This is a genomic window from Puniceibacterium antarcticum, from assembly GCF_002760615.1.
Lineage (GTDB): Bacteria > Pseudomonadota > Alphaproteobacteria > Rhodobacterales > Rhodobacteraceae > Puniceibacterium > Puniceibacterium antarcticum.
In genome coordinates, this window is the sequence record NZ_AWWI01000096.1 from 83,348 (window position 1) to 109,502 (window position 26,155).

General features: G+C 61.4%; 23 protein-coding genes. 10 read left to right on the forward strand and 13 right to left on the reverse strand.

The window, feature by feature from the left end; genetic code table 11:
- Positions 1-28: 28 nt before the first annotated feature.
- The 3 genes from P775_RS13310 to P775_RS13320 form a co-directional block, all read right to left on the reverse strand.
- Positions 29-1,492: an aldehyde dehydrogenase family protein gene (locus P775_RS13310; RefSeq protein ID WP_099911440.1), complete on the reverse strand. Its 1,464-nt coding sequence runs from the start codon at positions 1,490-1,492 to the stop codon at positions 29-31.
- A gap of 141 nt (positions 1,493-1,633) precedes the next feature.
- Positions 1,634-3,136 (reverse strand): amidase, encoded by a 1,503-nt coding sequence (locus P775_RS13315; RefSeq protein WP_099911441.1) that lies wholly within the window; start codon positions 3,134-3,136, stop codon positions 1,634-1,636.
- Positions 3,137-3,313: 177 nt separating this feature from the next.
- The gene (locus P775_RS13320) at positions 3,314-4,246 is read right to left on the reverse strand and encodes a 3-hydroxyacyl-CoA dehydrogenase NAD-binding domain-containing protein (RefSeq protein WP_099911442.1); all 933 of its coding nucleotides are present in this window, start codon (positions 4,244-4,246) and stop codon (positions 3,314-3,316) included.
- Between the two features lie 438 nt (positions 4,247-4,684).
- Between P775_RS13320 and P775_RS13330 the strand changes: the two genes are divergently transcribed.
- Positions 4,685-6,061 carry a glutamine synthetase family protein gene (locus tag P775_RS13330; RefSeq protein ID WP_099911443.1) on the forward strand — a complete coding sequence of 459 codons (1,377 nt, stop codon included), beginning with the start codon at positions 4,685-4,687 and terminating at the stop codon, positions 6,059-6,061.
- A 69-nt stretch (positions 6,062-6,130) separates the two neighbouring features.
- On the forward strand, positions 6,131-6,289 hold the full coding sequence (locus P775_RS28520) for a GntR family transcriptional regulator (RefSeq protein WP_218967691.1): 159 nt from the start codon (positions 6,131-6,133) through the stop codon (positions 6,287-6,289).
- A 194-nt stretch (positions 6,290-6,483) separates the two neighbouring features.
- Here P775_RS28520 and P775_RS13340 read toward each other — a convergent pair whose 3' ends face one another.
- The 8 genes from P775_RS13340 to gndA form a co-directional block, all read right to left on the reverse strand.
- Entirely contained in the window at positions 6,484-7,086 is a 603-nt protein-coding gene (locus tag P775_RS13340) for an exopolysaccharide biosynthesis protein (protein WP_099911444.1), read from the reverse strand.
- 113 nt (positions 7,087-7,199) lie between these two features.
- Entirely contained in the window at positions 7,200-8,120 is a 921-nt protein-coding gene (locus P775_RS13345; RefSeq protein ID WP_099911445.1) for a formate/nitrite transporter family protein, read from the reverse strand.
- Between the two features lie 207 nt (positions 8,121-8,327).
- A complete protein-coding gene (locus P775_RS13350; RefSeq protein ID WP_099911446.1) occupies positions 8,328-9,995 on the reverse strand; it encodes an amidohydrolase in 1,668 nt (555 codons plus the stop codon).
- Positions 9,996-10,057: 62 nt separating this feature from the next.
- Positions 10,058-11,083: an ABC transporter substrate-binding protein gene (locus tag P775_RS13355; protein WP_099911447.1), complete on the reverse strand. Its 1,026-nt coding sequence runs from the start codon at positions 11,081-11,083 to the stop codon at positions 10,058-10,060.
- A 46-nt stretch (positions 11,084-11,129) separates the two neighbouring features.
- A complete protein-coding gene (locus P775_RS13360) occupies positions 11,130-11,930 on the reverse strand; it encodes an ABC transporter permease (protein WP_099911464.1) in 801 nt (266 codons plus the stop codon).
- The gene (locus tag P775_RS13365; RefSeq protein ID WP_099911448.1) at positions 11,923-12,807 is read right to left on the reverse strand and encodes an ABC transporter permease; all 885 of its coding nucleotides are present in this window, start codon (positions 12,805-12,807) and stop codon (positions 11,923-11,925) included. The genes P775_RS13360 and P775_RS13365 overlap by 8 nt, the downstream gene beginning before the upstream one ends.
- Before the next feature lie 4 nt (positions 12,808-12,811).
- Positions 12,812-13,888, reverse strand: a complete 1,077-nt coding sequence (locus P775_RS13370) for an ABC transporter ATP-binding protein (protein ID WP_099911449.1) — start codon at positions 13,886-13,888, stop codon at positions 12,812-12,814.
- A gap of 204 nt (positions 13,889-14,092) precedes the next feature.
- The gene (gndA, locus tag P775_RS13375) at positions 14,093-15,454 is read right to left on the reverse strand and encodes an NADP-dependent phosphogluconate dehydrogenase (protein WP_245875689.1); all 1,362 of its coding nucleotides are present in this window, start codon (positions 15,452-15,454) and stop codon (positions 14,093-14,095) included.
- A gap of 254 nt (positions 15,455-15,708) precedes the next feature.
- Here gndA and P775_RS13380 point away from each other — a divergent pair, with 254 nt between their 5' ends.
- On the forward strand, positions 15,709-18,066 hold the full coding sequence (locus tag P775_RS13380) for a beta strand repeat-containing protein (RefSeq protein ID WP_099911451.1): 2,358 nt from the start codon (positions 15,709-15,711) through the stop codon (positions 18,064-18,066).
- Positions 18,067-18,156: 90 nt separating this feature from the next.
- Here P775_RS13380 and P775_RS13385 read toward each other — a convergent pair whose 3' ends face one another.
- Complete coding sequence (locus P775_RS13385; RefSeq protein ID WP_180287436.1) at positions 18,157-19,053, reverse strand: LysR family transcriptional regulator; 897 nt, start codon at positions 19,051-19,053, stop codon at positions 18,157-18,159.
- An 88-nt stretch (positions 19,054-19,141) separates the two neighbouring features.
- Between P775_RS13385 and P775_RS13390 the strand changes: the two genes are divergently transcribed.
- The 7 genes from P775_RS13390 (at position 19,142) to P775_RS13420 (ending at position 25,878) form a co-directional block, all read left to right on the forward strand.
- Positions 19,142-20,287, forward strand: a complete 1,146-nt coding sequence (locus P775_RS13390; protein WP_099911453.1) for an ABC transporter ATP-binding protein — start codon at positions 19,142-19,144, stop codon at positions 20,285-20,287.
- A complete protein-coding gene (locus tag P775_RS13395; protein WP_099911454.1) occupies positions 20,280-21,257 on the forward strand; it encodes a carbohydrate ABC transporter permease in 978 nt (325 codons plus the stop codon). Before P775_RS13390 ends, P775_RS13395 begins: the two co-directional genes overlap by 8 nt.
- Complete coding sequence (locus P775_RS13400; protein WP_099911455.1) at positions 21,254-22,147, forward strand: carbohydrate ABC transporter permease; 894 nt, start codon at positions 21,254-21,256, stop codon at positions 22,145-22,147. Before P775_RS13395 ends, P775_RS13400 begins: the two co-directional genes overlap by 4 nt.
- A 37-nt stretch (positions 22,148-22,184) precedes the next feature.
- Positions 22,185-23,432, forward strand: a complete 1,248-nt coding sequence (locus tag P775_RS13405; protein ID WP_099911456.1) for an ABC transporter substrate-binding protein — start codon at positions 22,185-22,187, stop codon at positions 23,430-23,432.
- Positions 23,433-23,507: 75 nt separating this feature from the next.
- The gene (locus P775_RS13410) at positions 23,508-24,362 is read left to right on the forward strand and encodes a phosphodiesterase (RefSeq protein WP_099911457.1); all 855 of its coding nucleotides are present in this window, start codon (positions 23,508-23,510) and stop codon (positions 24,360-24,362) included.
- Positions 24,362-25,111: an HAD-IIA family hydrolase gene (locus tag P775_RS13415; protein WP_099911458.1), complete on the forward strand. Its 750-nt coding sequence runs from the start codon at positions 24,362-24,364 to the stop codon at positions 25,109-25,111. Before P775_RS13410 ends, P775_RS13415 begins: the two co-directional genes overlap by 1 nt.
- 116 nt (positions 25,112-25,227) lie before the next feature.
- Positions 25,228-25,878 carry an IS5 family transposase gene (locus tag P775_RS13420; protein ID WP_425439908.1) on the forward strand — a complete coding sequence of 217 codons (651 nt, stop codon included), beginning with the start codon at positions 25,228-25,230 and terminating at the stop codon, positions 25,876-25,878.
- A gap of 42 nt (positions 25,879-25,920) precedes the next feature.
- Here P775_RS13420 and P775_RS28525 read toward each other — a convergent pair.
- The coding region (locus P775_RS28525) for a hypothetical protein (RefSeq protein WP_218967696.1) at positions 25,921-26,155 on the reverse strand (235 nt) is incomplete at its 5' end.

The following is a 26,155-nucleotide window of genomic DNA, read 5'->3' on the forward strand; positions in this document are numbered from 1 at the left end:
CGTCTCCTTGACGATGCGGCGGCCTGTTTCACAGGTCGATCAGCACCGATTTGCTGCGCCGGTTGGCGTGATAGGCTTCGCGTCCCAGATCATGGCCCAGGCCGCTGGATTTCCAGCCGCTGGTGGGCAGGATGTGATCGCGCGACCGGCCATAGCGGTTGACCCAGACCGCCCCGGCCTCGAGCCTGCGGGTCAGGCGCATGGCGCGGCTCAGATCGCGGGTGAACAGCCCGGCACAGAGGCCATAGGCCGTATCATTGGCCATCACCATCGCCTCGTCTTCGGTGTCGAAGGTCTGGAAGGTGGCGACGGGGCCAAAGATTTCCTGTTGCACGGCGAGGTTGTCAGAAGTCACGCCCGCGATCAGAGTCGGCTGATAAAAGCTGCCTTCATGATCAAAGCGCGCGCCGCCACAGAGCATTTCACCACCCTGCCCGGCTGCAGCCTGAACAATGCTGTGGATCCGCCCCAGCTGGGTTTCCGAAATGATCGGCGAAAACGCCGCGTCGCGCGCAAAAGTATTGGCCGGGCGGTATTTGGCAAACCGCTCGATCAGCCGCGCGGCCAGTTCATCCGCGATCTCGCGCGCGACGATCATGCGTGAGCCCGCGACACAGAACTGTCCGGCATTGGGCATGATGCCCTTTTCCAGACTGGCGGCGGCGACGTCCAGATCGGCATCCGCAAAGACCACCATCGGGCTTTTGCCGCCCAGTTCCAGCGTCATCGGCTTGATCCCGGTGCGGGCAATGTTTTCCATGATCGCGCCACCCGCGCGGGTCGAACCGGTGAAGGACACCTTGTCGATGCCCGGATGTCCGGTGATCGCGGTGCCAGTTGTCGGCCCGTCCCCCAGCACCACATTCACAAGGCCTGCGGGAATGCCCGCACGCACCGACAACTCGGCCATGTAGAGCGTCGAATAGGGTGTCATTTCCGAGGGTTTCAGCACCACGGCATTGCCCGCCGCTAGCGCCGGGCCAAATTTCCAGCCCGCCATCGACATGGGAAAGTTCCAGGGTGTGATCGCACCGATCACACCGTAAGGTTCATCGGCGATATAGGCGAAGTGATTGTCCGAGACGGGCGCCAATGCACCACCTTCCTTGTCCGCGAATTCGGCGAAAAAGCGGATCTGTTCGGCGGTGACCATGACATCGCCTGCCAGCGCCTGAGTATAGGGCCGGGAGGAGCAGATCGCTTCGAGTGCAGCGAAGGTCTCGGCCTCGGCCTCGATCAGATCGGCCCAGGCACACATGGCGCGCAGCCGGTCGCGCGGCGGCAGCCCGCCCCAGTTCGACGTGGCCAGCGCCTTGCGCGCGGTCTGAACCGCGTGATCGACAAGGGCTGCATCAGCGCAGGGAATGGCCCCCAGCACCGCCCCGGTCGAGGGCGAGCGGATGTCGATCGCCGCCGGGCCGGGGATGTATTTGCCCCCGATGAAATGCGCGTTGGGCAGCGTGAGGCCGGCGGGATCAAAGGCAAAGGACATCGGGAACCTCTTGGGACAAGTTTTGTGGACAGGATCGCCCAATTTTCAGGAACACATCTGCCAATTGTCGTGGCAATGCAGCACAATCAACCACAGGATAAGTGCCTGCGGCAGATGATTGGGCGCAAGGGCCGACCGCCCTCAACGCTCCGGGAAGAACCCGGGCGCATCGGACAGAGACGGGGCCGCGCGCAAGGCCGCGATGTCAGGCGCGCGGGGGGCAAGGTCGGACAGCCCGGCAATGACGGACTCAAGCTCGGCCGCAACGGCAAGAACTGCTGCGTCGTCATGGCGGCGCCCGACAATCTGCAGACCAAAGGGCAGACCGTTCTCATCGCGGCCACAGGGAATTGTGATCGCCGGGTGGCCCGCAATCGTCGCCGCATAGGCCAGACCCAGCCAGTGATAGTAGCTTTGTGCTGGCAGACCGTCGATTTCGGTCGGGTACATCTCGTGCCAGTCGCGCGGGGTCACGGTGACCGCAGGGGTGATCAGGATATCGCAGGTGTCAAAGAACGCCTGCCAGCGGCGGTGATATGCGCCCTGCATCGACAGGGCCTGCGCCACGTCCGCCGCGCTGTAGCCGCGCCCCTCTGCCACGTTCGCGGTGACGTTGGAGCCGACAAGATCCGGTGTTTCATCGACAAACCGGGCATGGGTCGACAGGAACATCACCGCCCGCAGTACGGCAAAGATCCGGTCGGCATCGGTGCAATCGGGCGCACCCTCCTCCACCTTGCCCAGAAACGGCGCAAGACTGGCAAGCGCGGCGCGAAAATGGTGCCGCGTCGCGGATTCGACCGGGGCAAAGCCGAAATCCTCGCTCACCCCGATCCGCAGGGCGCCAAGATCGCGGCGCGGCAGGAGGGCAAAATCTGCCGGATCCCAAGCGGTGCGCCCGTCAACCATCGTGGTGAAGGGGTCGCGCCGGTCCGGCTGTGCCATCACCGACAACATCAACCCGCAATCGGCAACGGTGCGCGCCATCGGTCCAGAGGTCGACTGCGGCAGCAGCCCGGTCACCCGCGAGGTTCCCGGCACCACGCCAAAGCTGGGGCGGAATCCCACAACGCCGCAATAGGCCGCAGGCGTGCGCAGGGAGCCGCCAAGGTCAGATCCGGAGGCAAGCGGTGCATAGCCACAGGCCAGCGCCACGGCAGATCCGCCTGAAGAACCGCCACAATTGCGCGTCAGGTCATACGGGTTTGCGGTCGTGCCATAGACCCGGTTGCGGGTATTGGCGCCCGCGCTCCATTCCGGGTTGTTGGTCTTGCCCATCGGCAGCGCCCCGGCCGCGCGCAGGCCAGCGACCAGCGCATCGTCGGAGCTGGGCACATTGTCGCGAAAGATCTCTGATCCGAAGGTGGTGGGCAGGCCCGCCACATCGTTCATGTCCTTGATCGCCACCGGCAGCCCATGCAGCGCACCCAGCGGCGCGCCCGCAGCCTGCCGTGCATCCGCCGCACGCGCACCGTCCAGCAGCCCGTCGAAGTCGCGCGCGATCAGGGCGTTCACCGCATGGTCGACCGCCTTTACCCGCGCGATGCACGCCTTGGCCAGTTCGCCGGCAGACAGCTGGCGGCGCGCCATCAGGCGGCGGGCGTCGATTGCACTCAGGTCGGCGGGATCGGTGGCGATGGGCATGTCAGGTTCCTGTCATTTGTGTTCATGTGCAGCCAGATACGGGCGGCAGGGCCCCGGACGGCATGTGGAGCGCGGCGATCAGTTTGGCGCCAATGTCCGGACTGTCAACGTGGATATGTTCGTTCAGAGCAGGCATCCTAGGCGAGACGTCGTTTTGCCCGGAAAAGATGTCGGATGTCAGACAGGGGGCGCTGTCCTGCGCGCCTGCAGCGCGGCGATCAGGGCCGTGTCGCGGATGCATTCAAGCTCTGAAATGCTGCGGCCATCTGCTTCGCGGCTGACACCTGCAATCAGGTCAGCCTGTACGCCGTCGCTAAGGCTTGGCGTGCCAAGGGTGGCCCAGCGGCGTTCTTGACTGGGGCCGAGATGACCCAGATACCCCGCCATACCGCCTGTCCCGCCACCCAAATGGTAGGCCATATGCGCGCCAAGCACCGACCAGCGCAGTCCCGGACCGTTGACCAGCGCGGCATCAATCGCCTCGACATCCGCGATGCCGTCCTGAACCATGAACACCGCCTCGCGCCAGAGGGCCGAAGCAAGGCGGTTTGCGATATGCCCGGTGGCATCCTTCTTCAGCCGCACCGGCACACGCTCGGCGGCGCGATAGATCGCTTCGGCCCGGGCGATGCGGTCGGGGTCGATGCCAAAAATCTCGACCAGTGGAACCAGATGCGGAGGGTTGAACGGGTGCGCCGTGATCAGGCAGCCCGGATCCCGCAGCGCGGAGCTGAGGTCCGACCAAGTCAGCGCCGAGGTGGAAGAGGCCAGAACCGCCTGCGGCGCCATCAGCGGTTCGACTTCGGCAAAGAGCGCCCGCTTGATCGGAATGCTTTCGGGTGCGTTTTCCTGGATCAGATCGGCGCCAGTGACCGCCTTTGACAGCGTATCGCACAGGGTCAGTGTGCCGCGCGGCCCGGCGTCGGGCGCGAATTCGGCCAGCTGCGCCAGCGGGGCGGCCATGCGGGTCTGCGTTGCGGTCAGAACCTCGGGCACCGGATCCCAGAGGCGCACATCCGCGCCATAATGCTGGAACAGCGCCGCCCAGGCCGCACCGATGAGGCCAGTCCCCAGAATGGCGACCTGTGGTTTCGGAGCAGGTCGGTTCATGACACCTCACAATTTTTGCGATCATAATTGTAGACGAAGATGGTTAGGCATACTGGCCAGATCCAGAGACGAATTTATCAGCGTTTTAAGCAGCATAGTTGAGCGGCTTCAACTTGTTTCATCGCATATTGACTTTTGCGATCGCAAAAAATACGCAGGTTTGGAAGCTGTCTGGATCGGTTGGTGACATGGTGATCGAAAGCCTGGGGCAATCGTAACCGGGGCAACCTCTTGGATCGGCGCGGGCATTGCGGCTGCGCTGGCTGCCCGAGGACACAGGCTGTTTCTGGTCGCACGAAGGCAAAGCGCTGGATGACAGGCTGAATGTCACCAAAACCGTTGCCCGTTTTCTGGCAACGGACATGTCTGACGGTCGGGTTGCGCACCCCAGTCAGAGGTGCCGCCGCAATCGGCGTATTGGCGCGTTAGGAAAAAAGAATGACACCACCTTCTGCCCCCCCGACCCGCGCGTCACTGAGCGAGGCGCAGGCCTTTCTGGCCGCCTACCCTGACGTGCAGGCCATCGACATCGTACTGAGTGATCTGCACGGGGTCGGGCGGGGCAAGATCATCCGCCGACACGAGCTGGAAAGCCTGTTCACCTCGGGGCGCGGCATGCCTGCGTCGCTTTTTGCACAGGACGTGGCGGGCGATGACGTACCGGCGGCAATTGCGCTGATGGGCGATGGCGGCGGCGACAGCCGGTGCTGGCCCGTGCCAAAGACGCTGGGCTATCAGAGTGCGACCGGGCGTGGGGTTGTCTTGCTGCAGATGGAGGCGGCGGATGGCACCCCCTGCCCGCTGGACCCGCGCACCGCCCTGCTGGGCCAGATCGCGCGGGCGCAGTCCACCGGGCTGACGCCGATGGGCGCGCTTGAGCTGGAGTTCTATCTGGTCGACAAGGAGCGCGACGGCGCAGGCTGCCCGCAACCAGCACGCGCGCCGATGACCGGGCGGCGTCTGTCGTCGACCAACTGCATGTCGGTGGACGAGCTGGACGAGATGTCGCCGTTCTTTGATGCGGTTTACAGCGGTGCAGTGGCGCTGGATCTGCCGCTGGAAAGTCTGATTTCGGAATATGCCGCCGGTCAGTTCGAACTGACCCTGCGCTATCGCGCACTGGCGCAGGCCGCAGATGATATCATCCGTGCCAAACGCCTGCTGCGCAGCACCGCCCGGCGGTTCGGGATGGAGGCGTGTTTCATGGCCAAGCCGTTCTCGCAAAGCTCTGGCTCTGGGATGCATCTGCATCTGTCGCTGACCGACGCGGGGGGCGCGAACCTGTTTGGTGATCCGTCCGAGGGCGTGTTGTCACCGCTGATGCTGAGCGCCATCGGCGGTATCCGGCACAGCATGGCCGAGTCGATGCTGGTGCTGGCCCCGGTGCTGAACAGCTGGCGGCGCTTTGCCGGAACGGTGTATTCCCCGGCGGCCAACACCTGGGGGACCGAGGACCGCAATGTCGCACTGCGCATTCCGGCGGGCGGGGCCAGATCGCGCCATTTCGAACATCGCGTGGCGGGGGTCGACGCCAACCCTTATCTGGTTGCCGCGATCACGTTGGGGGCCGCACTGGACGGGATTGATGCTGGGATGGACCCGGGGCCGGAAGGCGCTGGGGGGGCCACCGCTTATCCGGCGATCCCCGCCAGCTGGCGAGATGCGATCACCTTGTTCGAGGGATCTGAGGGTATGAAGGCGCTGCTTGGCGCGCCGCTGCATGAGATGTTCGCCGCCCTGAAGCGCGGAGAGCATGATGCCCTGGCGGTTCAGGTGACGGATCTGGAATGGCTGCTTTATGGCACCACCCTTTGAACGTGACACCTGAGCCCTGCCGCAACGGGGGCTGCCCGTGACCCCTCAGCCCCCATTGGCCTTGAGACAATGGCGACCCAGCCCCTGCACGAGGTGGTTTATGCGCGGCTGCGCCATGCGATTATGTCTGGCCTGATCGCGCCCGGACGCAAGCTGACCTCGCGCAAGCTGGCGCGCGAGCTGGGGACGAGTGACATGCCGGTGCGTTCAGCGCTGCTGCGGCTGTAGGCCTTGCGCGCATTGGATCAACTGGGCAACGGGTCGATGATCTTGCCTGCAATGACCCGGGCGCGATTTTCGGATCTGATGACCACGCGGATGATCTGCGAACCGGCGGCGGCGCGGATGGCCGTTTCGGGCATGGACCGCGCGGGGCTGAGAAATCTGCGGCAGGCTGCAGTGGCGCTGACGGCCGCCGCACGTTACAAAAGCCAGACTATCAACCCGGCTGCCGTTGCCAGAAAGCCAAGCGCGACAGCCGCCAGAAGCCCGTCCAATGTCAGGATCGCCACCGACAGCAGGGTGACGCAGGCTGCAGCGACAGAGGCGGAAAACGGGATCAGTTCGAGAAAGGGCATGATCATGCCGCACAGCATGCAGATCGCCAGCAACACCTTGTCCCCCGGCGGACGCACCAGAACATCCAGCCGCTGATGCGTGTGCCGGTCAAGAAAGGCCGTAATACCACGCACCTTTGCCAGAGCGTCGCGGATACGCGTGCCTTCCAGCCTGCGGCGGGTGACAAAGCCGGGAAGCCACAGACTGCGCCGCCCCAGCAGCGCCTGCGCCGACACCAGCGTGATGATGATCCCGCAAAAGGTCGAAAGCCCCGGAATCCCGCTGAGCGGTGAGGTCGCGACAATGCCCGGAATGAACAGCAGCGCGGTGGTCGAGGCGCGGCCAAGCGCCTGCATCACATCCGCAAAGGTCACTGTATCGCGTTCCTCACCCAGATCCCTGACCGCATCCAGAAGCGCGCTAAGGCTCGGCGCCCTTTGCGAGATAGGCTGGGAGGTTTCTGTCATTCTTGGACTCCTTGACGCGACAGGGGCAGGGCTTGGCGCGACGGCAACGGCACGCGCCCGCAGACAGTCAACGCCTCTGCGGGACGGCTGTTCCGCGCTGCAGACCGCCTCACTTACATCTCTTGACTCACCTGGCCATAGGCGAGCAAGGCGAACAGGCCCGTGCCACCAAGGATGTTGCCAACCAGCGTGGGCAGGATGTGACTGGCAAAGGCCGTTGTGAGGCCCATCTCGCCATGCAGGACGAGGCTGAAAAACTCGTTCGATCCCGCAATCACATGGGTAAATTCGCCCGCAGCGATCAACCAGGTGAACATGACGATCACCAGAAGCTCGGATCCCTTGGAGGAGGGCAGCATCCAGACCAGCGCTGCAATGAAGAAGCCTGCGGGAATGCCGCGCAGCATTGATTCCATCGGTCCGAGTTCAGCAGCCTTGCGCGAAATTTCAAGGATGGCTGTCAGGAATTCCTGCGACAGGATACCACCATGCAACGAGATGGCCGCGGTCAGGAAAGTGCCGCACATGTTCGCGGCAAAGACGATCGCCCAAAGACGCGCCGTCAGATAAAAACACTTGCGGGTCGGATTGGCCAGAACCGGCAGCACCACGGTGATGGTGTTTTCGGTGAACAGCTGCAAACGGCACAGGATCACCAGAACAAAGCCAAAGGTATACCCCAGGCTTTCGAAAAGGCCTAGATAGGGATGGCCCGCCCCCAGACTTGCGCGAATGACGCCCTCGGCAAGGACCGAGGTGGAAATGCCCATGCCCGCCGCAACACCCGACCACCAGAGTGAGGTCTTCGGGCGCTCAAGCTCTTCTTCGCCTTCGCGCAGGACGATGGAATACATAGTCAGGGCGGACAAGCGGCCGTTCTCGGCCACAGCATCCCGTTCTCCGCGTGTCAGGGATTTTTCGGTCTGGGTCGGTGTATTTTCACGCGTTTCGCGTTTCGCAACCCGCTCGCGAGCGTCATCTTCGCGTTTTTCCGACGCGTCGGACCGGGAAGTCTTGGCGGTCTGGTCGTTCATTCCGATGTCCTTTTGCCAATCAAAAGCCGTTCATGTTTCGAGCAGGCCAAAGAGGAATGGACACGCAGACGCCGGATAAAAAGCTTATGCGCGCGCAAAGCCCGGCACCGTTCACTGAACAGTCAATTCCGCACCTGCCGGAAAGTTCCCCGCATCTGCCCTCCGGCGCCGCATTTTTGCAGGTGCGGAGGGGGGAGAACAGAGCACTCAACGCTCGAAGACGACGCGCCCGCCAGAGAGGGTGATGGCCGCGCCGGTGTCTTCAAAGCGGTCCGGGTCCATGCCTTCCAGATCGTCGCGCATCACGACAATATCTGCCATCATACCTGGGGACAGACGGCCCTTGCGCGTTTCGTTGAATTCGACCCAAGCGTTGTCGGTTGTATAGGAAGCCAGCGCATCCATCAGGCTTTGGCGCTGATCAATCCAGGGGGCCGCCAGTTTCAGCGGCGCTGTTGCGGCACGCAGGGTCGACATCACATCGACCTTGATCACCGGCCAATCGGTGGAAAAGATCACACGGTTTCCCGCCTCGCGTAGCGTTTGCCAGGCATAGGCCAGTGGCTTTTGATAATCGTAAAGGTTCGGATCTATCGCCCCGGCCGGATAGATATGCCCGAACGGCGCATGGCCAGGTTGATAGGACGCAACGACCCCGAGTTCGGCAAAGCGCGGCAGATCATCGGCATGCAGCGTTTCGATATGTTCGATGCGGTGGCGCGCATCGTGGCGGCCATTCACATCCCGGGCGGCCTGATAGCCATCCAGCGTGCGACGCACCGCCAAATCGCCAATCGCATGGGTCGCAATCTGGAACCCGCGGCGGTCCGCCTCGATACAGGCAGCGTTGAACGGCTCTGCCTCGAACACCGCGTCACCGCTGTGATCAGAGCCCGGATAGGGACGCAGCATCAGCGCCGTGTGGCTTTCGACCACGCCGTCCATGAACATCTTGACCCGATTGCACCACAGCCGGTCACTGGTCCAGCGGCGGCGCATCTCTTCGGCTTCGACAAACCGATCAAGCGTGTCAACGGATTTGAAATGGAACGGCACTTCGGTGCGGCAGATCAGATCGCCCTCGGCCTCAAGCTCGGCCAGCAGTTCCATCGTGTAGAAATTGCCGTCCATGTTGTGCAGGCCGGTGATGCCGTGGCTGGCGCAATGTTTCAGCCCGCGTCGGATCACGTCGCGGTCGCGGGTCCGTTCGGCAGCAGAGGCTGGCGGCACCGGGTCTTTGCCCGTCACCAGCCCCCCAAGCTCACGCCCGCCATAGGGGGTCATGGCAAGCAGCCGGGCATAGGCGCCCGGTTCGCGCAGCTCGCCCTCGGCCAGACCATCCGCGCCCATGACGATTTCGGATCCGACTTCGGTCATTCCACCTTGCAGCAACCCTGCAAGTTCCAGCGCACGGGTGTTGGCCCAGACCGTGTGATGATCTGATGCGAACATGGCAAAGGGGCGGTCAGGCAGGACGCGGTCCAGATCGTGACGCGTGGTGCGATGGCGCGCACCGAACATGCTGTAATCGCCCTGCACCGCAAAGATCAGCGGCGCATCCGGATCAGCGGCAGAACGTGCGCGGACAGCGGCGGTCACGGAATCAAATCCCTTGAGACCGCCCAGATCAAGGTAGTCAAGTTCAACAGAGCCGCCGAAAAGGTGCACATGGCTGTCGATGAAACCGGGCAGGACGCTGCCGCCCTGCGCATCGATGACGCGTGTGCAGGGGCCGGCCAGATCGCGGATGGTGGCGGTGTCGCTCACCGCGAGGATAAGGCCGTCCCGCACAGCGAGCGCGCTCGCGCGCGGCAGATCGGCGTCAAATGTGATCAGGGAACCGTTTAGGATGACAAGGTCGGGTGCAGCGGACATGGGGGTTCTTTCAGGAACGTCGATGAATTGGGCGGCCCCCGTCGGGCGCCGCCCTGCTTGGCTTATTTGGTCAGTTCGGTCCAGATCTGCGAATAGATCTTCTGCACCTCGGGCGGGCAGCTTTTCGAGATATAGCCCGCACCTTGCAGGTTCTCGGGGATATTGATCTCGGGAGCGCTGGCCATGTCTGCATCCATGAAGGCCTCGGAGCCGGTTATGCCGTTTGCGTAACGGGCAAAGTTCGACAGCATCGCGGCGTTTTCCGGCAGCATGATAAAGTTCAGGAACAGCCGGGCATTTTCGACATTCTGCGCATCTGCAGTGATTGCGGCATTGTCCATCCAGATCGAATAACCGGTCTGCGGATAGCCGAATTTCACATCCTCGTTCTGCAGCCGTGCGCGCATCGACGCGCCGTTCCAGTTGACCGATGCGGCGATGTCCACATTTGCGAGTTTGTCGATGTTGCCATAGGCCATGGACAGCCAGGAGGGCTTGGCTTCGACCAGCTTGTCGCGCACCTTGACCAGCACATCCTTGTCACCGGTGCATTGCTCACCACCCATATAGTGGATGGCGAGGCCCATCACGTCGATCATTTCGGGGATGACGTTGATCTTGCCCTTCAACTCTTCGGGCGGATCGAAGACCAAGGCGGCGGAGTCGATGTCACCGCCGTAGATGCTGGTGTTGACGCTGATGCCAACGGTGCCCCACTGCCACGGAACGGTGTATTCCCGGCCCGGATCGAATTCGACATCCACCCAGCGCGGAGTGACGTTGCTGAAATTTTCCATCTCGTTCGGGTTCGACTTCATCAGCACGCCTTCGGAGATGAAGATCGGCACGTAAGCGCCTGACGGCACCACGATGTCGAACCCGCTGCCCCCGGCCTTGAGCTTGGCCAGTGCCGTGTCGTTGGAATCGTAATCGGTGATGGTCACCGCAATATCAAATTCCTTCTCGAATTTTTCGATCATCTCGGGGCTGGTATAATTGCCCCAGTTGTAGATGTTGAGCTGACCTTCGGCCTGCGCTGTGCCCGCAATAAGGGCGGCGAGGCTGGTCAGAAGGGCCGTGCGTTTCATATAATCTCTCCCCGAGATTGTGCCCCGCGGGGCGGATGATACCGGATCATTTACGCGTCCGGCTGAAAAAGAACATCGCGGTGACCATGAGGATCGAAATGGCCAGAAGCGCGGTAGAAATGGCGTTGATCTCGGGCGTTATATTGCGCCTCAGCTGGCCGAGCATATAGGTGGGCAGCGTGTCCTGTCCTGCAGATTTGACAAATTCGGTGATCACCACATCGTCAAGCGAAATCACGAAGGACAGCATGCCGCCCGCCAGAATCCCCGGCCAGAGCTGCGGCAACGTGATGTAGCGAAACACCTTGACCGGAGTGCCATAAAGATCCGCCCCCGCCTGTTCGAGGCTGAGATTCATCCCCTGCAGACGCGCGCGGATCGGCATATAGGCAAAGGGGATGCAAAACGCCGTATGCGCGATGATCAGATACCACAGACCGGTATAGCCCGTTGCCACCTTGATCATCGCAAAGAAGATCAGCAGCGACACGGCGGTGACGATCTCGGGCACCATCAGCGGCTGGTTTATCATGGCAAAGGCGACAGTCTGACCGCGCCAGGGTTTGACCCGGGTTGTTGCCAGCGCAGCCAGAACCGCGACCGATGTGGCCAGAAACGCGGCAGTGACAGCGATGGTGACGGACAGGATCGTGGCCGACTGGATCTGGTCGTTCTGCCAGGCCGAGGCGTACCAGCGCAGCGACAGCCCTTCCCATTGCGAGATGGATTGACCCGCGTTGAAGGAATAGGCCACGAGCAGAAGGATCGGCAGATAGAGCAGCACGAAACACAGCATCGCAATGGCGGTGAACCCCGGCTGGCGGCGGACGTCAAAGGATTTAGCCATGGGCATTGCCCTCGTTCCCGGCGGCGCGGACGTAGAAGATCAGCGCGATCATGACGATCACCAGCAGTGTCAGCGACAGCGCCGCCCCCAGCGGCCAGTTGCGCAACTGGCCGAACTGCAGCTCGATCAGATTGCCCAGCATCAGCTGCTTGCCGCCGCCCAGCACCCGCGGCGTCACATAGGCGCCGAGGCAGGGCACGAAGACAAGGATGGATCCCGCCACCACACCCGGTTTCACCAGCGGAAAGATCACCCGGCGCAGCACCTGCCAGCGGGTGGCGTAAAGATCATAGCCCGCCTCGACCAGGCTGAAATCCAGCCGTTCCATCGACGCATAGATCGGCAGGATCATCAGGGGCAGATAGACATAGGTCATCCCTACCAGCATGGAAAATTCAGTATAGAGCATCTGGATCGGCTGGGTGACAAGACCCATGGCGATCAGCACGGTGTTTATTGTGCCTTCATTGCGGATCAGCTCCATGATCGCGAAAGTGCGGATCAGAAGGTTGGTCCAGAACGGGATCATGATCAACAGCATCCAGACATCCCGGCTGCCCTTTGGGCGGGTCGCGATGAAGTAGGCTGTGGGAAATCCGATGACCAGCGACAGGACGGATGTCATCAGAGACAGCTTGATCGACCGCCAGAACACGCTCAGATGCGCATCGGCCCAGCTGAGCTGGTCAGTGAAAAAGTCGCGTTCTGCCACGACGCCGAACCATGCATCGGTCGAGAAATCCCAGACCACGCCGCCGTAATCGCCGGGGATCAGAAAGGAATAGACAAGCACAATCACCAGCGGGCCCGCGGCGGCAAAAAACAGGATCACCATCGCGGGGGCAAGCAGGGCAAAGCGGGTGCGGCTGGGGCTCATCACGTCAATCCTTCAGCACTTGGCCTGCAGAGGATGCCAGCGCGATGCCCACCCTTTCCCCCTGCTGCACCGGGCGCATTTCATCCGGGCTGTTCTGACGGCGCAATACAAAGCGCGTGCCGATCCCGTCCAGAGTGATGTGATAATGGGTGTCGGTGCCGAAATAGACTATATCGTCCAGCGTGCCGGTCAACTGCCCGGCGTCCAGCGCGACAAGCCGGGCATGTTCGGGGCGTATGGCAAGGGTGACCGCCCCGCTGGTCTTGTCGACCTGACCTGCGCGGGCCGTCACCTCGGCCCCCTGCCCCAGCCGCAGCTGGGCGCTGTCACCGGTGCGGGCGATCATCTCGGCCGACAGAAAGTTGGTGTCGCCGATGAAATCCGCAACAAAGCGTTCGGACGGCTGATCATAGATCTCGCGCGGGCCGCCGATCTGACGGATGGTGCCGCCGCTCATGACCGCGATGCGGTCCGACATGGTCAGCGCCTCTTCCTGATCGTGGGTCACAAAGACAAAGGTGATGCCGGTTTCCGATTGCAGCCGCTTGAGTTCCAGCTGCATTTCCTTGCGCAGCTTGAAGTCCAGCGCCGACAGCGGCTCGTCCAGCAGCAACACCTTGGGGCGCGGCGCGAGTGCGCGGGCAAGGGCGACACGCTGTTGCTGCCCGCCGGAAATCTGCGACGTCTTGCGATCCGCGAGATTGGTCATGCGCACAAGGGCGAGCATCTCGCTTACCGTTGCGGCAACCTCGGATTTGGGCTTGCCCAGCATGGTCAGACCGAAACCGACATTTTCGGCCACAGTCATGTGCGGAAACAGCGCGTAGGATTGGAACACGGTGTTGACCGGACGGCGATAGGGCGGCTTGTCCGCCAGGTCCTGTCCGTCCAGCAGGATCTTGCCGCTTGTCGGCCCCTCGAACCCGGCGATCAGGCGCAAAAGGGTGGTCTTGCCGCAGCCGGACGGACCGAGCAGGGTGAAAAACTCATTTTCCTTAATCGTAACAGAGACGCGGTCAAGCGCGCGAAAGGCGCTGTCCCCCGCGCCGAAGAGTTTGCTGACGGTGTCGATCTCGATCATGAATGGGTCTTTCTATGATTAATTTGATCAAATCATTTCAGACTACGTCATGGCAAGGAAAGAGTTGCATCTAATTTGTGCCGGGGCACATTGCTGCATAATTTTAGGGCGATGGCCTGGGGCTGCGCTGTGATCCGCAAAACTCTAAGGGGCGCAAACCCGCGGTGTGCGGTGCGTTTCAAGCGCACCGCACACCGCAGAGGATCACCCGGCCCAAGGGCCGTGCTGATCCTTTTGGCCATCGTCGAGCCGCACAAAGCCGTGGCGCCCGAAATAGTCGCGCTGGCCCTGGATCATGTTGGCCGTGCCGCGATGGGTGCGCATCGTGTCCAGATAGGACAGCGCCGAAGACAGGGCGGGAACGGGAGCCCCATGGGACACAGCTGTCGCGATCACCTGGCGCAGCGCAGCCTGGGTGGACTTCAGGTGATCGGCAAAGACCGGTGCTGCCATCAGCGTTTCGACCCCGCTGTCGGACAGGGCCGCAGCCATATCATCGAGCATGTCTGAGCGGATGATGCAGCCCTCACGCCAGACCCGCGCAATGCGCGCGCCGTCCAGAGACCAGCCGAACTGATCGGATGCGGCAGCAATCAGGCGGAACCCCTGATCGTAACACAGGATCTTGCCGCAGATCAGTGCCTGCTCCAGCCCCTCAAGCGGCATCTCGGCGGGCGCGAACCCCTGCGGTGCGGCGCCAAAGATCGCTTCCATACGGCCGCGTTCGTCCTTGCGGGCGGACATGTTGCGCGCGGCCACGGCGGCCTCGATCACCGGGATGGGTGCGCCCAGATGCTGCGCCTCGATCGCCGTCCAGCGGCCCGTGCCCTTTTGCCCGGCTGAATCCAGGATCACGTCCAGGATCGGCCCGTTTGTCGCAGCATCCGTCGTTCCCGCGACAATGCCCGAAATCTCGATCAGGTAGGACCGCAGCGGCCCATCGTTCCATTTGGCAAAGGTATCCGCAATTGCCTGCGCATCCAGGCCCAGCCCGTCACGCATAATGCCATAGGCCTCGGCGATCAGCTGCATGTCAGCATATTCGATGCCGTTGTGCACGGCCTTCACGAAATGGCCTGCCCCCTCTTCGCCCATCCAGTCAGCACAGGGCTCGTCCTTGTGCTTGGCTGAAATGGCGTGCAGCACCGGCTCGACGCGGTTCCACAGCGACTTGGGCCCGCCGCCCATGATCGCGGGGCCGTGGCGCGCGCCCTCTTCGCCACCCGACACGCCGATGCCCAGGAACGGCTGTTTCAAGGTTCGCATCCGCCGGTTGGTGTCGTGAAAATTGGCGTTGCCCGCGTCAATGACCAGATCGTCCGCGTCCAGAAGCGGCTCAAGCAAGGCGATCTGTTCGTCCACAGGCTCACCAGCCAGCACCATCAGAATGATCGTGCGCGGTGTCGCGATGGCCTGAACAAAGTCTTCAAGCGTCTCAGTCGGGGTGAGTCTGGGGGCAAGCTCCCCCACATCCGCCATAAAATCGCGAGTCTTTGACGGGGTGCGGTTGAACACCGCGATATCATGGCCTTTTTCGGCGATGTTGAGCGCGAGAGCCGCGCCCATTGTTCCAAGGCCGATCAGGCCGATTTCTGCGCTCACGGGTGTATACTCCGGTCATATTCAAGTTGTCGGTATATAGAGACTCCCCGCAGGGGATGAAAAGGCTCGGGATCGCAGAGGCCATGTGCAGCGATGGCGGCGCGCCCCGGCCCGCTGTGTCCTTTGGGCCACGTTCAACAGCTGTGACGCAGCTGTCACAATCGCGTTACGCGCGAACGATAGCCCGCGCAGACATTTAATTCGGAGGATATTCAGCCATGGGTTCTGTCAACCGCCGCGCAATTTTGCTTTGCTCTGCCGCGATCTGTGCCGGGCTTTGCGCGCCAACCGGCCGGGCATTTGCAGCCTCGGCCTGTACCCCTGCCGCCCCGTTAGACGGCGCCACCATCACCTGCTCGGGCAGTGGAACGGGGATCAACGACAGCGCTCTGGACTCGGCCTCGATCACCGTGTCTGAGGGCGCCGTGGTGACCGGCAGTGGCGCCCAGGGATTTGAATTCGGCGATGGTGTCAGGCTGGACAACTCCGGATCGGTCACCGGAGACAGCGATCACGGCATTGATGGTGGCGACGATGCACAGGTCACAAACGCGGGCCTCGTCACCAGCCTGACGTCCGGAGATGGCGTTCACCTTGGCGACGCTGCTAAGGTTTCCAATAGCGGCACAGTTACCGCGGCATCGGACGGCATCCAGACCGACAATACTGCGACAATCAACAATTCGGGCAGCATCATCGCCAACGGCGGTGACGCCATAAAAGCGGGCAATGTTGCGGATGTGACCAATTCGGGCGGGCTGACCGCGTCTGATGACGGCATTCAGGTCGATGACGATGGGAAGATCACCAACAGCGGCACCATCGACGCTTTCGACCGCGGCATCGATGCCGGGGATGGTGTCACGGTGATCAATTCTGGCTCCATCACCACGGATGACGGCGACGGGATGAACGTGAATGACAATGCCATCATCACAAATACCGGCACGATCAATTCGAAAAGTGATGCGATCCAGACCGGCGGCAACGGCACCGTCACCAACGACGGCAAGCTGACCGGCGCGAGCGACGGGATCAAGATCGAGGGTACGGGGACCGCCATCAACAACGGAACCATCATTGCCGGGGATGATGGCATCCAGATGGATGGCGCAGGCACGATCACCAACAACGGTACGATCACGGCGGTGGACGAGGCGATCAACGCCAATGTCGACGGCGCCCGGGTGTTTAACAACGGCTCCATCACCTCGGGGGATGACGGGATCAACGTCGCCACCGATGCCTATGTGGTCAACAGAGGTTCGATCACCGTGACCGGTGATCAGGACGGGATCGACATCGACAACGGCACGGTGCTGAACTACGGCACGATCCTGTCAAAGGGCAGCGAAGACGGGATCGATTTCGACATCACCACAGCGGCGTCGACCGTCTATAATTACGGCTCGATCACCGGCGCGCATGCGATTGAAACCGATCCTGCGGATCAGGGCGCGCAAACGGTCTATAACTATGGCACGCTGGTCGGGACTGGCGGCACTGCCGTCAATCTGGGCCAGGGCGATGATCGTCTGGTGCTGGGGCGCGGATCGATCATCGACGGGCTTATCGAGATGGGCACCGGCACGGACAGGGTCGAAGTGCTGGATCAGGCCGCGCGCACGCTGCGGTTCGGATCGGATCCAGAGGTGATACGGACGGCGGGCCCTTCGATCTATGCACAAAGCACCCTGCTGGTGATCGACCCAGCGCCGCTGAGTGCGGGGGATCGCTTGATGCTGGATACCGGCATGACCCTGGGCCATGCGGCCGTGACGCAGGACATGGGACTTGGCGTCTGGATCAACGGGCTGGGCAGCTCCACCAGCACAGAGGGCAGCGACGATGCGGGGTATGATGCGGGCCTTGGCGGTGTCATGGTCGGCTGGAATTCCGGCGGCGATGCACTGCGCTGGGGTTTGTGGCTGTCCTGGTCACGCGACGATGCGGACCTGAATCACGAAGCGGGTGATGTTACCCACAAAGCCACGGTTGCGGGCCTGCGCGCACAATGGCAGGCAAGCCCTGCGATGACTCTTTCCGGTACGGCCTTTGGTGGTATCACCCGGACAGAGCTGGAGTCAGGTGCAAATGCAAGCGGCGACGGCAAGACTGATGGCACGCTCTGGGGGCTGACGGCGCGGGGCAACGCAATGCTGCTACCAATGCAGGCGGCGCGCCCCGGTCTTGATGCCGCGCTTGAGGCAGGTTGGTTGCAGCAGAGCTTTGACAGCTACGACATCTCGGGGCTGACGGGCGCAAACATCGGCACGCGCGATGTTTCGGGCGGGTGGTCCCGGCTGGAGATCGGCCTGCCGATGGAGCTGGGCACAGGGCGTCTGCGGCCCTATGCAGCAATTTCGGCCTCAACGCTTGACGCGGATGCAATCGATTTTTCGGCCCTTGGCAGCGCGACGCGTTTTGATACCACCGATTGGGACGATGTGTCGGCGGCAACCGCTGGCGTGCGCTATGACATGAAGGTGGGGCCGGGACTTTTGCAGGCCGGTGTGGAAGGCGGCAGTGATCTGCTGCGCGTTAACCTAAGCTTCCGCCTGCCGCTGGGCGGCTGAGCCTGAGGGGCGCGCACGAAAAGCCTGCCCGCCCTCAACAACAAAGCCGGACGCGAGCGTTCTGCGCAGCAATACTACGCTGCGCAGAGATCAGAATTTCTGCGCATCAAAGGCAAAGAACACCTCGGGCAAGGTCCCTTCTGTAGAACTCAGGGAAAAGACGTAATCCGCGCGCTCCTTGCGCATTTCCCGACAGGGGATCTGAACAAAGCCGTCTACGCGGCTGGCCCCCTTGCTCCACATGAAGCCAACCCCGAGTTTGTGGACAACGGCGTCAAGGACCCCATCCCGGGTATCGAGCACGATGGAAGCGCGCGGGCTAAGTGCCGCGTGCCGAAACGCCTCATCGACCACACGCTGGGTCGACGATCCCGCTGTGCGAAAAATCAACCGTTCAGAGAGCAGATCAAGGCAGCTGACCTCTTCACGCCCGGCCAGCGGGTGAGTGGGATGAACGATGGCCACCACCGATTGGCTCTGGATCTTGCGACGTTTGAAGCGCGGTGCGTCGGGAACTTCGGGAAGAACAGCAACGTCGACCCGTCCCTCAGTCACCGCCTGAAAGATCTTGCCCCAGCTTCCCATCTCGATCTTGACGTTGACGTTTGGGAAATACTCTTGAAACGCGCCGACCAAGGCCATGCCGGGAAGCGGATTGCCAAGCCCCACGCGCAATTCACCCTGTTCCAGAATGCTATGCTGCGAGAGAATTTTTGCAATGCGCAGCCCGGCATCCTCGATCTCTCTGGAGGTCTTGTAGATGTCCTGACACAGTGCGGTTGGGACCATGTCGTTTGCCACACGTTTGAAAAGACTGGTTTTCAGCGCCCGTTCCAGATCACGCAGCTGCTGGCTTATGGTGGCCTGGGAGACCGCCATGCGCCGCCCGGCCGCAGAAAAGCTGCCCGTTTCCATCACGGCATTGAGCGCGCGCAGACGGGCCAGGGTCAGCGCAGAAAGCGCATCTTTGGGCAACAAGGTCTTCATGCGCCTCTTATAGGAATTTCCTGTAACCGTAACATGACTGTCGCAGAAACTTCCTATGAACCCCTCGAACAGAGCGTGAGGGGCCGTCATGGCGACAATCCAATTTCAAGACATCCGCAAGTCCTTTGGGGACACGGAAGTGCTCAAGGGCGTCGGGCTCAACATCGCGGATGGCGAATTCCTGTCGCTTGTCGGGCCATCGGGATGTGGGAAATCCACGCTGCTGCGCATCCTTGCGGGACTTGAAAGCCAGACAAGCGGATCGGTGCGGATCGGCGGCATTCCGGTGGACGGGCTGCACGCGGCGGACCGCGACCTTGCCATGGTTTTCCAGAGCTACGCGCTTTACCCGCACCTCACCGTCGCCGAAAACATTGCGGTACCATTGACAATGCGGCGCTTGTCGCCGGCGCAGCGGCTGCCGGTGATCGGGCGGGCCTTTCCTGGCAGTGCCGCGATGCGGGCCGAAATTTCCACAATCGTGCGCGACGCGGCCGACATGCTGGATATCGGGCACCTGCTGGAGCGCAAGCCCGGCCAGCTGTCCGGGGGGCAGCGCCAGCGCGTGGCCGTTGGGCGCGCGCTCGTCCGCGACCCTGCCGCCTTTCTGCTGGACGAGCCGCTGTCCAATCTGGATGCCAAGATGCGCGTGCATATGCGCACGGAGATCGCACAGCTGAACCGCAGCCTTGGGGCGACTTTTGTCTACGTTACCCATGATCAGGCCGAAGCAATGACCATGTCAGACCGGATCGCGGTGATGATGGGTGGTGAGCTGTTGCAGGTCGGCACGCCGGACGCTCTCTATGACTTTCCCAATGACATCAGGGTCGCGCAGTTCATCGGCTCGCCGGCGATCAACATCCTGCCGGTGGAAACCGATGCAGGCGGGGCCATCCATCTGTGTGACCGGCGGACCGGCCTGCGCGCCGGCGGTCCGCCGGTCGAACATCTGGGGGTTCGCCCAGAGGCGCTTGCGCCCTGTGACGACGATGAACTCCTGTCAGGCCGGGTGCGACTGATCGAAAATCTCGGCTCTGATCTGTTCGTGCAGCTCGACGTGCCGGGTGTGCCGCTGCCCGTGACCCTGCGCCTGCCGCCGTCCGAGCGGGGCAAGGTCAAGGTCGGGGATCTGATGCATCTGCGTGCCGCCGAAGGGCGTATCTGCGGCTTTGACGTCGCGGGCAAGGCAGCATCGGTCGCTACACTCAAAAGGGTGGCAAGCCATGTGTGATGCCCTGACGCTCTCAAGCGCTGCATCCAAGCCGCAGAAAATTGCCCGCCCGGAACGCAGACAGGCGCGGGCAGGCATGGCGCTGTTTGCCCCCGCGCTGATCCTTCTGGTCGTGATCCTGATTTTTCCGGTGACCGTGGCGGCGCTGCTTTCCTTTACTGATTACACTTTGGGCCGCCCCGGCATCAGCTGGGTCGGTTTGCGCAACTACGTCGATATCTTCAGTGGGTCATCTTATCGCAAGATGATTGTGGCCACGGTGCTTTACGTGCTTATCGTGGTGCCGGTATCGGTCTTTCTGGGGCTGGGCGCGGCGCTGCTGATCCGTTCCCTGAAGGTCGGGCAATCCTTTTACAAGACAGTCTATTTCCTGCCGGTCATGGCCTCGCTTCTGGCGATGGCGATTGTGTGGGAATTTGCGCTGCATCCGACGCTGGGGATCGTCAACCGCACGCTTGCCATGGGCTGTGGCACGCCGGTGGAATGGTGGTCGTGGTTCGCGCATGGCTGCACGGAGGGCTTCCCGCTCTGGCTCGGGGATCGCGATTATGCGCTTTACACGCTCGCCTTTATCGGGATCTGGCAAAGCTTTGGCTTCAACATGGTGCTTTATCTTGCCGGCCTGACCTCTGTGCCAAGCGACCTTTATGGCGCGGCCTCTATGGACGGGGTGAAACGCGGTTGGGAACGGTTCCGCTTGGTGACATGGCCGATGCTTGGCCCCACCACCGTCTTTGTCGTCACGATCACCACAATCCGGTCGTTTCAGGTCTTTGACACGGTCGAGGCCCTGACCCACGGCGGACCGGCAAAATCCACCTACGTGATGATCTACGCGATTTACCAAAAGGGCATCGCCCAGAACCTCGTGGGCCTTGGGGCGGCACTCACCGTGCTGTTTCTGGCACTCGTCATGCTGATCAACGTCGCGCAACGCCGCTTTATCGAACGCAAGGTGCATTACCAATGACCCATCGTTTTTCTGCCCGCCAGACCCTGGCACACCTGCTGCTGATCCTGGGGGCCGTGATCGTGCTGCTGCCGTTTTACGTGATGATCTCGACCTCATTCAAATCTCCGGCTGAGATTGCCACCGGCACAGGTGGTGTGTTCGGATCCCAAGCTTTGTTCACCGATCAAAGCTGCACAAACCTTGGCGGGACCGAGGCAGACTGCCTCGTGCGTCCGGTGATCGACAATTACAGCCAAGCTTTCACCAAGGCGCCGCTCTGGCGCTATCTGCTCAACGGCGTGATAGTCACCGCGTCTATCTTTGCACTGCAGACACTGATCGCGGTCCCAGCAGCCTACGCCTTGGCAAAGCTCAAGTTCTGGGGGCGGGATGCAGCATTAGGCCTTGTACTGTTCTGCCTGCTGATCCCCGTCCATGCCATCGCCCTGCCGATCTACCTCATGCTGGCGAAACTGGGGCTGACCAACAGCTATGCTGCGCTTATCGCGCCATGGGTCGTGTCAGCCTTTGGCATCTTCCTCATGCGCCAGTTCTTCATGACGGTGCCCGACGATCTGATCGACGCTGCGAGTATGGACGGCATGGGCGAATTCGCGATCATCTGGCGTGTGATGCTGCCTACGGCCATTCCGGCGCTGCTGGCCTTTGCGATCTTTTCGGTCGTGGCCCATTGGAACGACTATTTCTGGCCCCGCATCGTCATCACCGGTGATCGCAGCCTGTTCACCCCGCCCTTGGGTTTGCGAGAGTTCAAGGGTGATCTGGGCGGCGATTTTTACGGGCCGATGATGGCCACCGCCACGATAATCGCTGTCCCGCTTGTCGTGGCCTTCCTGCTCGCGCAGCGCCGCTTCATCGACGGCATCACGCTGTCGGGCATGAAATAACCTTTCTTCCTCTCTTCCCCCAAAAGGACTGCTCAACATGAAACACCCTTTCACCCTCTGCGCGATGGTGCTGGCCACTGTCGTCGCCACACAGGCACAGGCGGTCGAGATTCAGGTCGGTTACGCCTATTCCGCAACCTTCGATCCGACATTCGAACGGATGATGCAGGGCTTTTCAAAGGCCCATCCCGATATCCAGGTGACCTTTCGCGCCACCTATGAGAATTACGAGGATGCCACCAACACCGTCCTGCGCGAGGCTGTGGCCAACACGCTGCCCGATGTATCGTTTCAGGCCCTGAACCGACAGGCGCTTCTGGTCGAGCGTGGCATCGCGAAGCCGCTGGATCCCTATATCGCCAGGGAAGCCGATTTCGAAACAGATGGCTATCACAAGGCGATGCTGGATCTTTCGACCTTTGACGGCGCAATTTACGGCCTGCCGTTTTCAGTCTCGACCCCGATCAGTTTCTACAACATGGACATCCTGCGCGCGGCCGGCGTAGAAACCCTGCCCAGCACCTGGGACGAAGTGATCGCCGCCTGCAACAGGATCAAGGTTAACACCGACAAGGAGCCGCTGTACTGGGAATGGAACATCTCGGGCAACTGGCTGCTGCAGGCCGCGATGTGGAGCCAGGGCGTGCCGATGATCAAAGACGGCAAGCTGAACATGGACAATCCCGAGGGCCTGAAGGCGCTTGAGACTGCCAAGGCGATCTTTCAGGATTGCGGCATGAAAAATGTCGTGGGCGGCGATGCCGCCAAATCACTGGCTGCCGGTGATCTGGCCATGTTCTTCAGCTCGACTGCCTATGTCGGCTTTGTTGACCGTTCCAAGATCGGCGATTGGGAATTCGTCACCGCGCCCTATCCGGGGATCAACGGCGCACCGCAGGCGCTTCCCGCAGGGGGCAATTCCTCGATGCTGACGTCAGGCTCCGACGATCCCGAAGTGCTAGAGGCGGCATGGCAGTTCATCAAATTCGCCACCTCTGGTGAAGGGGCCGCTGCTGTGGCGCTGACCACCGGGTATGTGCCGCCGAACAAGGTGGCCAATGCGCTTTTGATGGAGGATTTCTACACCAAGAACGCCAACAAACTGACAGCAGTGAACCAGCTTCCGCTCTTGTCTGAATGGTTCGCCTATCCGGGGGACAATGGCCTTGCCGTGACGCAGGTGATCGAAGACCACCTTGAATCCATCTTTGTGGGTGATGCCCACAACATGGAAGAGCTTCGCGATGATTTGGTAGAAGAGGTAAATGCGCTCTTGCCGCGCTGATTGCGCACCGTCTGATTGATTTGGCGTGGAGATCCACCCTCGCCACGGCTCATACACCCAAAGGATTCATTCCCGATGACTGTTCCCCTCCGCTTCGCCATTCTGAGTGATCTGCATTTTGTCCCCGAAGGAGAGACCATTTATGGATTTGACCCGCGCGCATGCCTGCGCCGTGCTCTCGATTTCCTTTCCACCCTACCGCAGGTCGATTTTCTCGTCATCGCGGGCGATCTGACCGACCGTGCTGAACAGCAGGCTTACGAAAGCCTGCTGCGCGAACTTGCTTGCCTGGACATCCCCGTGATCCTGATGCTCGGCAATCACGACGCCCGCGCGCCGTTTCGCGCGGTGTTCCCGGAGGCACCCTGTGATGCAGACGGGTTTGTGCAGGGGCTGCATGTGTTTGATCAGGCCAGCCTGATCACGTTGGACACGCTGTGCGAAGATGAGCCAGGGCATTTTGGGCGCCTTTGCGCATCGCGCCTGTCCTTTCTTGAAACAGCACTTCGGCAGGCTCCTGCAGACCGCCCCGTTCTGCTGTTCCAGCATCACCCGCCGATGGATCTGTCGATCCCACCGATGGATGCGATCCGGTTGCGCGACGATGCAGGCGAACTTGCCGCTTTTGAACGCGCCGGACGCACGCCGGATTATCTGTTCATGGGGCATGTGCATCGCCCCATCGCCGGGCTGTGGCACGGCATCCCCTTTCACATCCAGCGGGCGCTGATGCATCAGGTTCATCATGAATTCGACCAGCCTGGACGGATCATGGGGAGCGTGGAGGCCCCTGACCTTGCATATGTCAGCGTATCTTCGGGCAATGTTCTGATCCATGATTGCTCGTTCGCCTATGACGGTCCGGTGTTCGATCTGGAATCTCAGGAGGCCGCAGATGTTGTCACCCCACAGGATCTGGAGCGGTTCTGATGCAGCTTGACGCCTATGACGCATTTCTGTGTGATCTTGACGGCTGTCTGATTTCCGGCTCGACCGTTCTGCCCGGGGCGCAGGCCCTGCTTGATTATGCCGGCGAGAGGTTGATCATACTGAGCAACAATTCCACGGATACACCCCACACGCTATCTGCGCGGCTCAAACAGCTTGGCCTTAAGGCCCCGCCACAGCGGATCGTTCTCGCGGGCACCACGGCCCTGGACCATCTGGGCCAGACTGCGGAGCTGCGTATTCGCCTCTATGGCAGTGGCGCCTTGCGCGCCTATGCCAAGGATCTGGGTCTGTTGCTGGACGATGTCACACCGACACATATTCTGCTGACGCGGGACGAAAGTTTTGGGTATGGCGAACTCAGGGAGATAGTGCGTTCTCTGTCGCAGGGCGCCCAGCTTTATGTTGCGAATACCGATGAAAGCCACCCCGGCGCCGATCACGTGCCTGTTCCCGAAACCGGTAGCCTGCTTGCCGCGATCCTGAGCATCCTGCCGGACTTGACCTATACGGTGATCGGCAAACCCGAAGCCGCGCTCTATCACGCCGCCCTTGCTCGTCTGGGGGTGGGGGTGCGTCGTGTTCTGACCATAGGCGACAACCCCAAGACGGATGCCGCTGGCGCCGCCCGGCTGGGTCTGGATTGCGCCCTGATTGGCCCAAATCACGGAGAATGGTCAGACCTCAATCAACTGATGGCGGCGCATGCGGTGATTGGACGTCCCGCATGACATGCCTTTGCAAATGAAAAGACTGCTCAGTGCAACTGGAGCAATTGGGGTCTGTGGACAATCAGGATTCCCATTGGGCCTGATTTCTGATTCAAACTTCCAAAATGGAGGTTTGAATGAACGAGCAGCGGCTTGAGCCGCATCTTCCAGGTAAGGTCAACGATGCCGGAGCCACGGCAAAGAACAATCGCCTGTTTCTGGAAGCGATTTTCTGGCGGGTGCGCACAGGTTCGTCCTGGCGCGACCTGCCGCCTGCCTTTGGTCACTGCAACAACCAGTTCCGCCGGTGGGCAAGGTCCGGAGTATTCAAGAGTCTTTTCAAAGCTATAAGCGGTGATCCCGACCTCGAATACGCCCTCATCCCCTCTCGGCAAATTGCTGCGCAATCGCCTGCCGGGCAATGGAGGGTACCATCGTTCAGGTTCACCAGAAGGCAACCGGCGCAAAGGGGGAAGGCTCAAACTCAAGCCATCGGACGCTCACGCGGCGGGTTGATGACCAAGATCGTGGCGTTAGTGGAGGCGCTCGGCAATCTAGTGCGCTGCCTGCTGCTGCCGAGACAAGCGCATGATATGAAAGGTGTCGCGCAGTTGATCAGGGGCGTTTCTTTTGATGTGCTGCTCGCCCCCTCTCGGGATATTTCCTGCGGAAATACCCTGCCGGGCAATGGACAAGGCGTTCGATGCGGACTGGCTGATGCAAGACCTCAACCACCGCGGTGCAACTGCCGTGATCCCGCCCAAAGCCAACCGCAACATCCAGCGTGATTATGATGTGGAGGTCTACAAATGGCGGCATCTGGTGGAAAACTACGTCGCAAAGATCAAAGAGTTCAGAGGGATAGCAACAAGATCTGACAAAACCGCCACACTACGCGATTCTCGGTCTGAAGCGTTTTCTGATGGTGTATTTTTTACCTGTGATGAGGGGAGTGTCGTTTGTGCGAAGGCGGCGGCGCAGTTCATTGAAACCAGTTCTGAAGGACGACTTTGAACAGTACCCGTGCTTTTTCCGGGCGGGATATTTTGACCCCATGAGCCTGGA

Bases quoted from the DNA above. Each gene is read 5' to 3' on its own strand.
- P775_RS13310 (WP_099911440.1), bottom strand. From the start codon at position 1,492: ATGTCCTTTGCCTTTGATCCCGCCGGCCTCACGCTGCCCAACGCGCAT.
- P775_RS13315 (WP_099911441.1), bottom strand. From the start codon at position 3,136: ATGCCCATCGCCACCGATCCCGCCGACCTGAGTGCAATCGACGCCCGC.
- P775_RS13320 (WP_099911442.1), bottom strand. From the start codon at position 4,246: ATGAACCGACCTGCTCCGAAACCACAGGTCGCCATTCTGGGGACTGGC.
- P775_RS13330 (WP_099911443.1), top strand. From the start codon at position 4,685: ATGACACCACCTTCTGCCCCCCCGACCCGCGCGTCACTGAGCGAGGCG.
- P775_RS28520 (WP_218967691.1), top strand. From the start codon at position 6,131: ATGGCGACCCAGCCCCTGCACGAGGTGGTTTATGCGCGGCTGCGCCAT.
- P775_RS13340 (WP_099911444.1), bottom strand. From the start codon at position 7,086: ATGACAGAAACCTCCCAGCCTATCTCGCAAAGGGCGCCGAGCCTTAGC.
- P775_RS13345 (WP_099911445.1), bottom strand. From the start codon at position 8,120: ATGAACGACCAGACCGCCAAGACTTCCCGGTCCGACGCGTCGGAAAAA.
- P775_RS13350 (WP_099911446.1), bottom strand. From the start codon at position 9,995: ATGTCCGCTGCACCCGACCTTGTCATCCTAAACGGTTCCCTGATCACA.
- P775_RS13355 (WP_099911447.1), bottom strand. From the start codon at position 11,083: ATGAAACGCACGGCCCTTCTGACCAGCCTCGCCGCCCTTATTGCGGGC.
- P775_RS13360 (WP_099911464.1), bottom strand. From the start codon at position 11,930: ATGGCTAAATCCTTTGACGTCCGCCGCCAGCCGGGGTTCACCGCCATT.
- P775_RS13365 (WP_099911448.1), bottom strand. From the start codon at position 12,807: ATGAGCCCCAGCCGCACCCGCTTTGCCCTGCTTGCCCCCGCGATGGTG.
- P775_RS13370 (WP_099911449.1), bottom strand. From the start codon at position 13,888: ATGATCGAGATCGACACCGTCAGCAAACTCTTCGGCGCGGGGGACAGC.
- gndA (WP_245875689.1), bottom strand. From the start codon at position 15,454: ATGGGCGCGGCTCTCGCGCTCAACATCGCCGAAAAAGGCCATGATATC.
- P775_RS13380 (WP_099911451.1), top strand. From the start codon at position 15,709: ATGGGTTCTGTCAACCGCCGCGCAATTTTGCTTTGCTCTGCCGCGATC.
- P775_RS13385 (WP_180287436.1), bottom strand. From the start codon at position 19,053: ATGAAGACCTTGTTGCCCAAAGATGCGCTTTCTGCGCTGACCCTGGCC.
- P775_RS13390 (WP_099911453.1), top strand. From the start codon at position 19,142: ATGGCGACAATCCAATTTCAAGACATCCGCAAGTCCTTTGGGGACACG.
- P775_RS13395 (WP_099911454.1), top strand. From the start codon at position 20,280: ATGTGTGATGCCCTGACGCTCTCAAGCGCTGCATCCAAGCCGCAGAAA.
- P775_RS13400 (WP_099911455.1), top strand. From the start codon at position 21,254: ATGACCCATCGTTTTTCTGCCCGCCAGACCCTGGCACACCTGCTGCTG.
- P775_RS13405 (WP_099911456.1), top strand. From the start codon at position 22,185: ATGAAACACCCTTTCACCCTCTGCGCGATGGTGCTGGCCACTGTCGTC.
- P775_RS13410 (WP_099911457.1), top strand. From the start codon at position 23,508: ATGACTGTTCCCCTCCGCTTCGCCATTCTGAGTGATCTGCATTTTGTC.
- P775_RS13415 (WP_099911458.1), top strand. From the start codon at position 24,362: ATGCAGCTTGACGCCTATGACGCATTTCTGTGTGATCTTGACGGCTGT.
- P775_RS13420 (WP_425439908.1), top strand. From the start codon at position 25,228: ATGAACGAGCAGCGGCTTGAGCCGCATCTTCCAGGTAAGGTCAACGAT.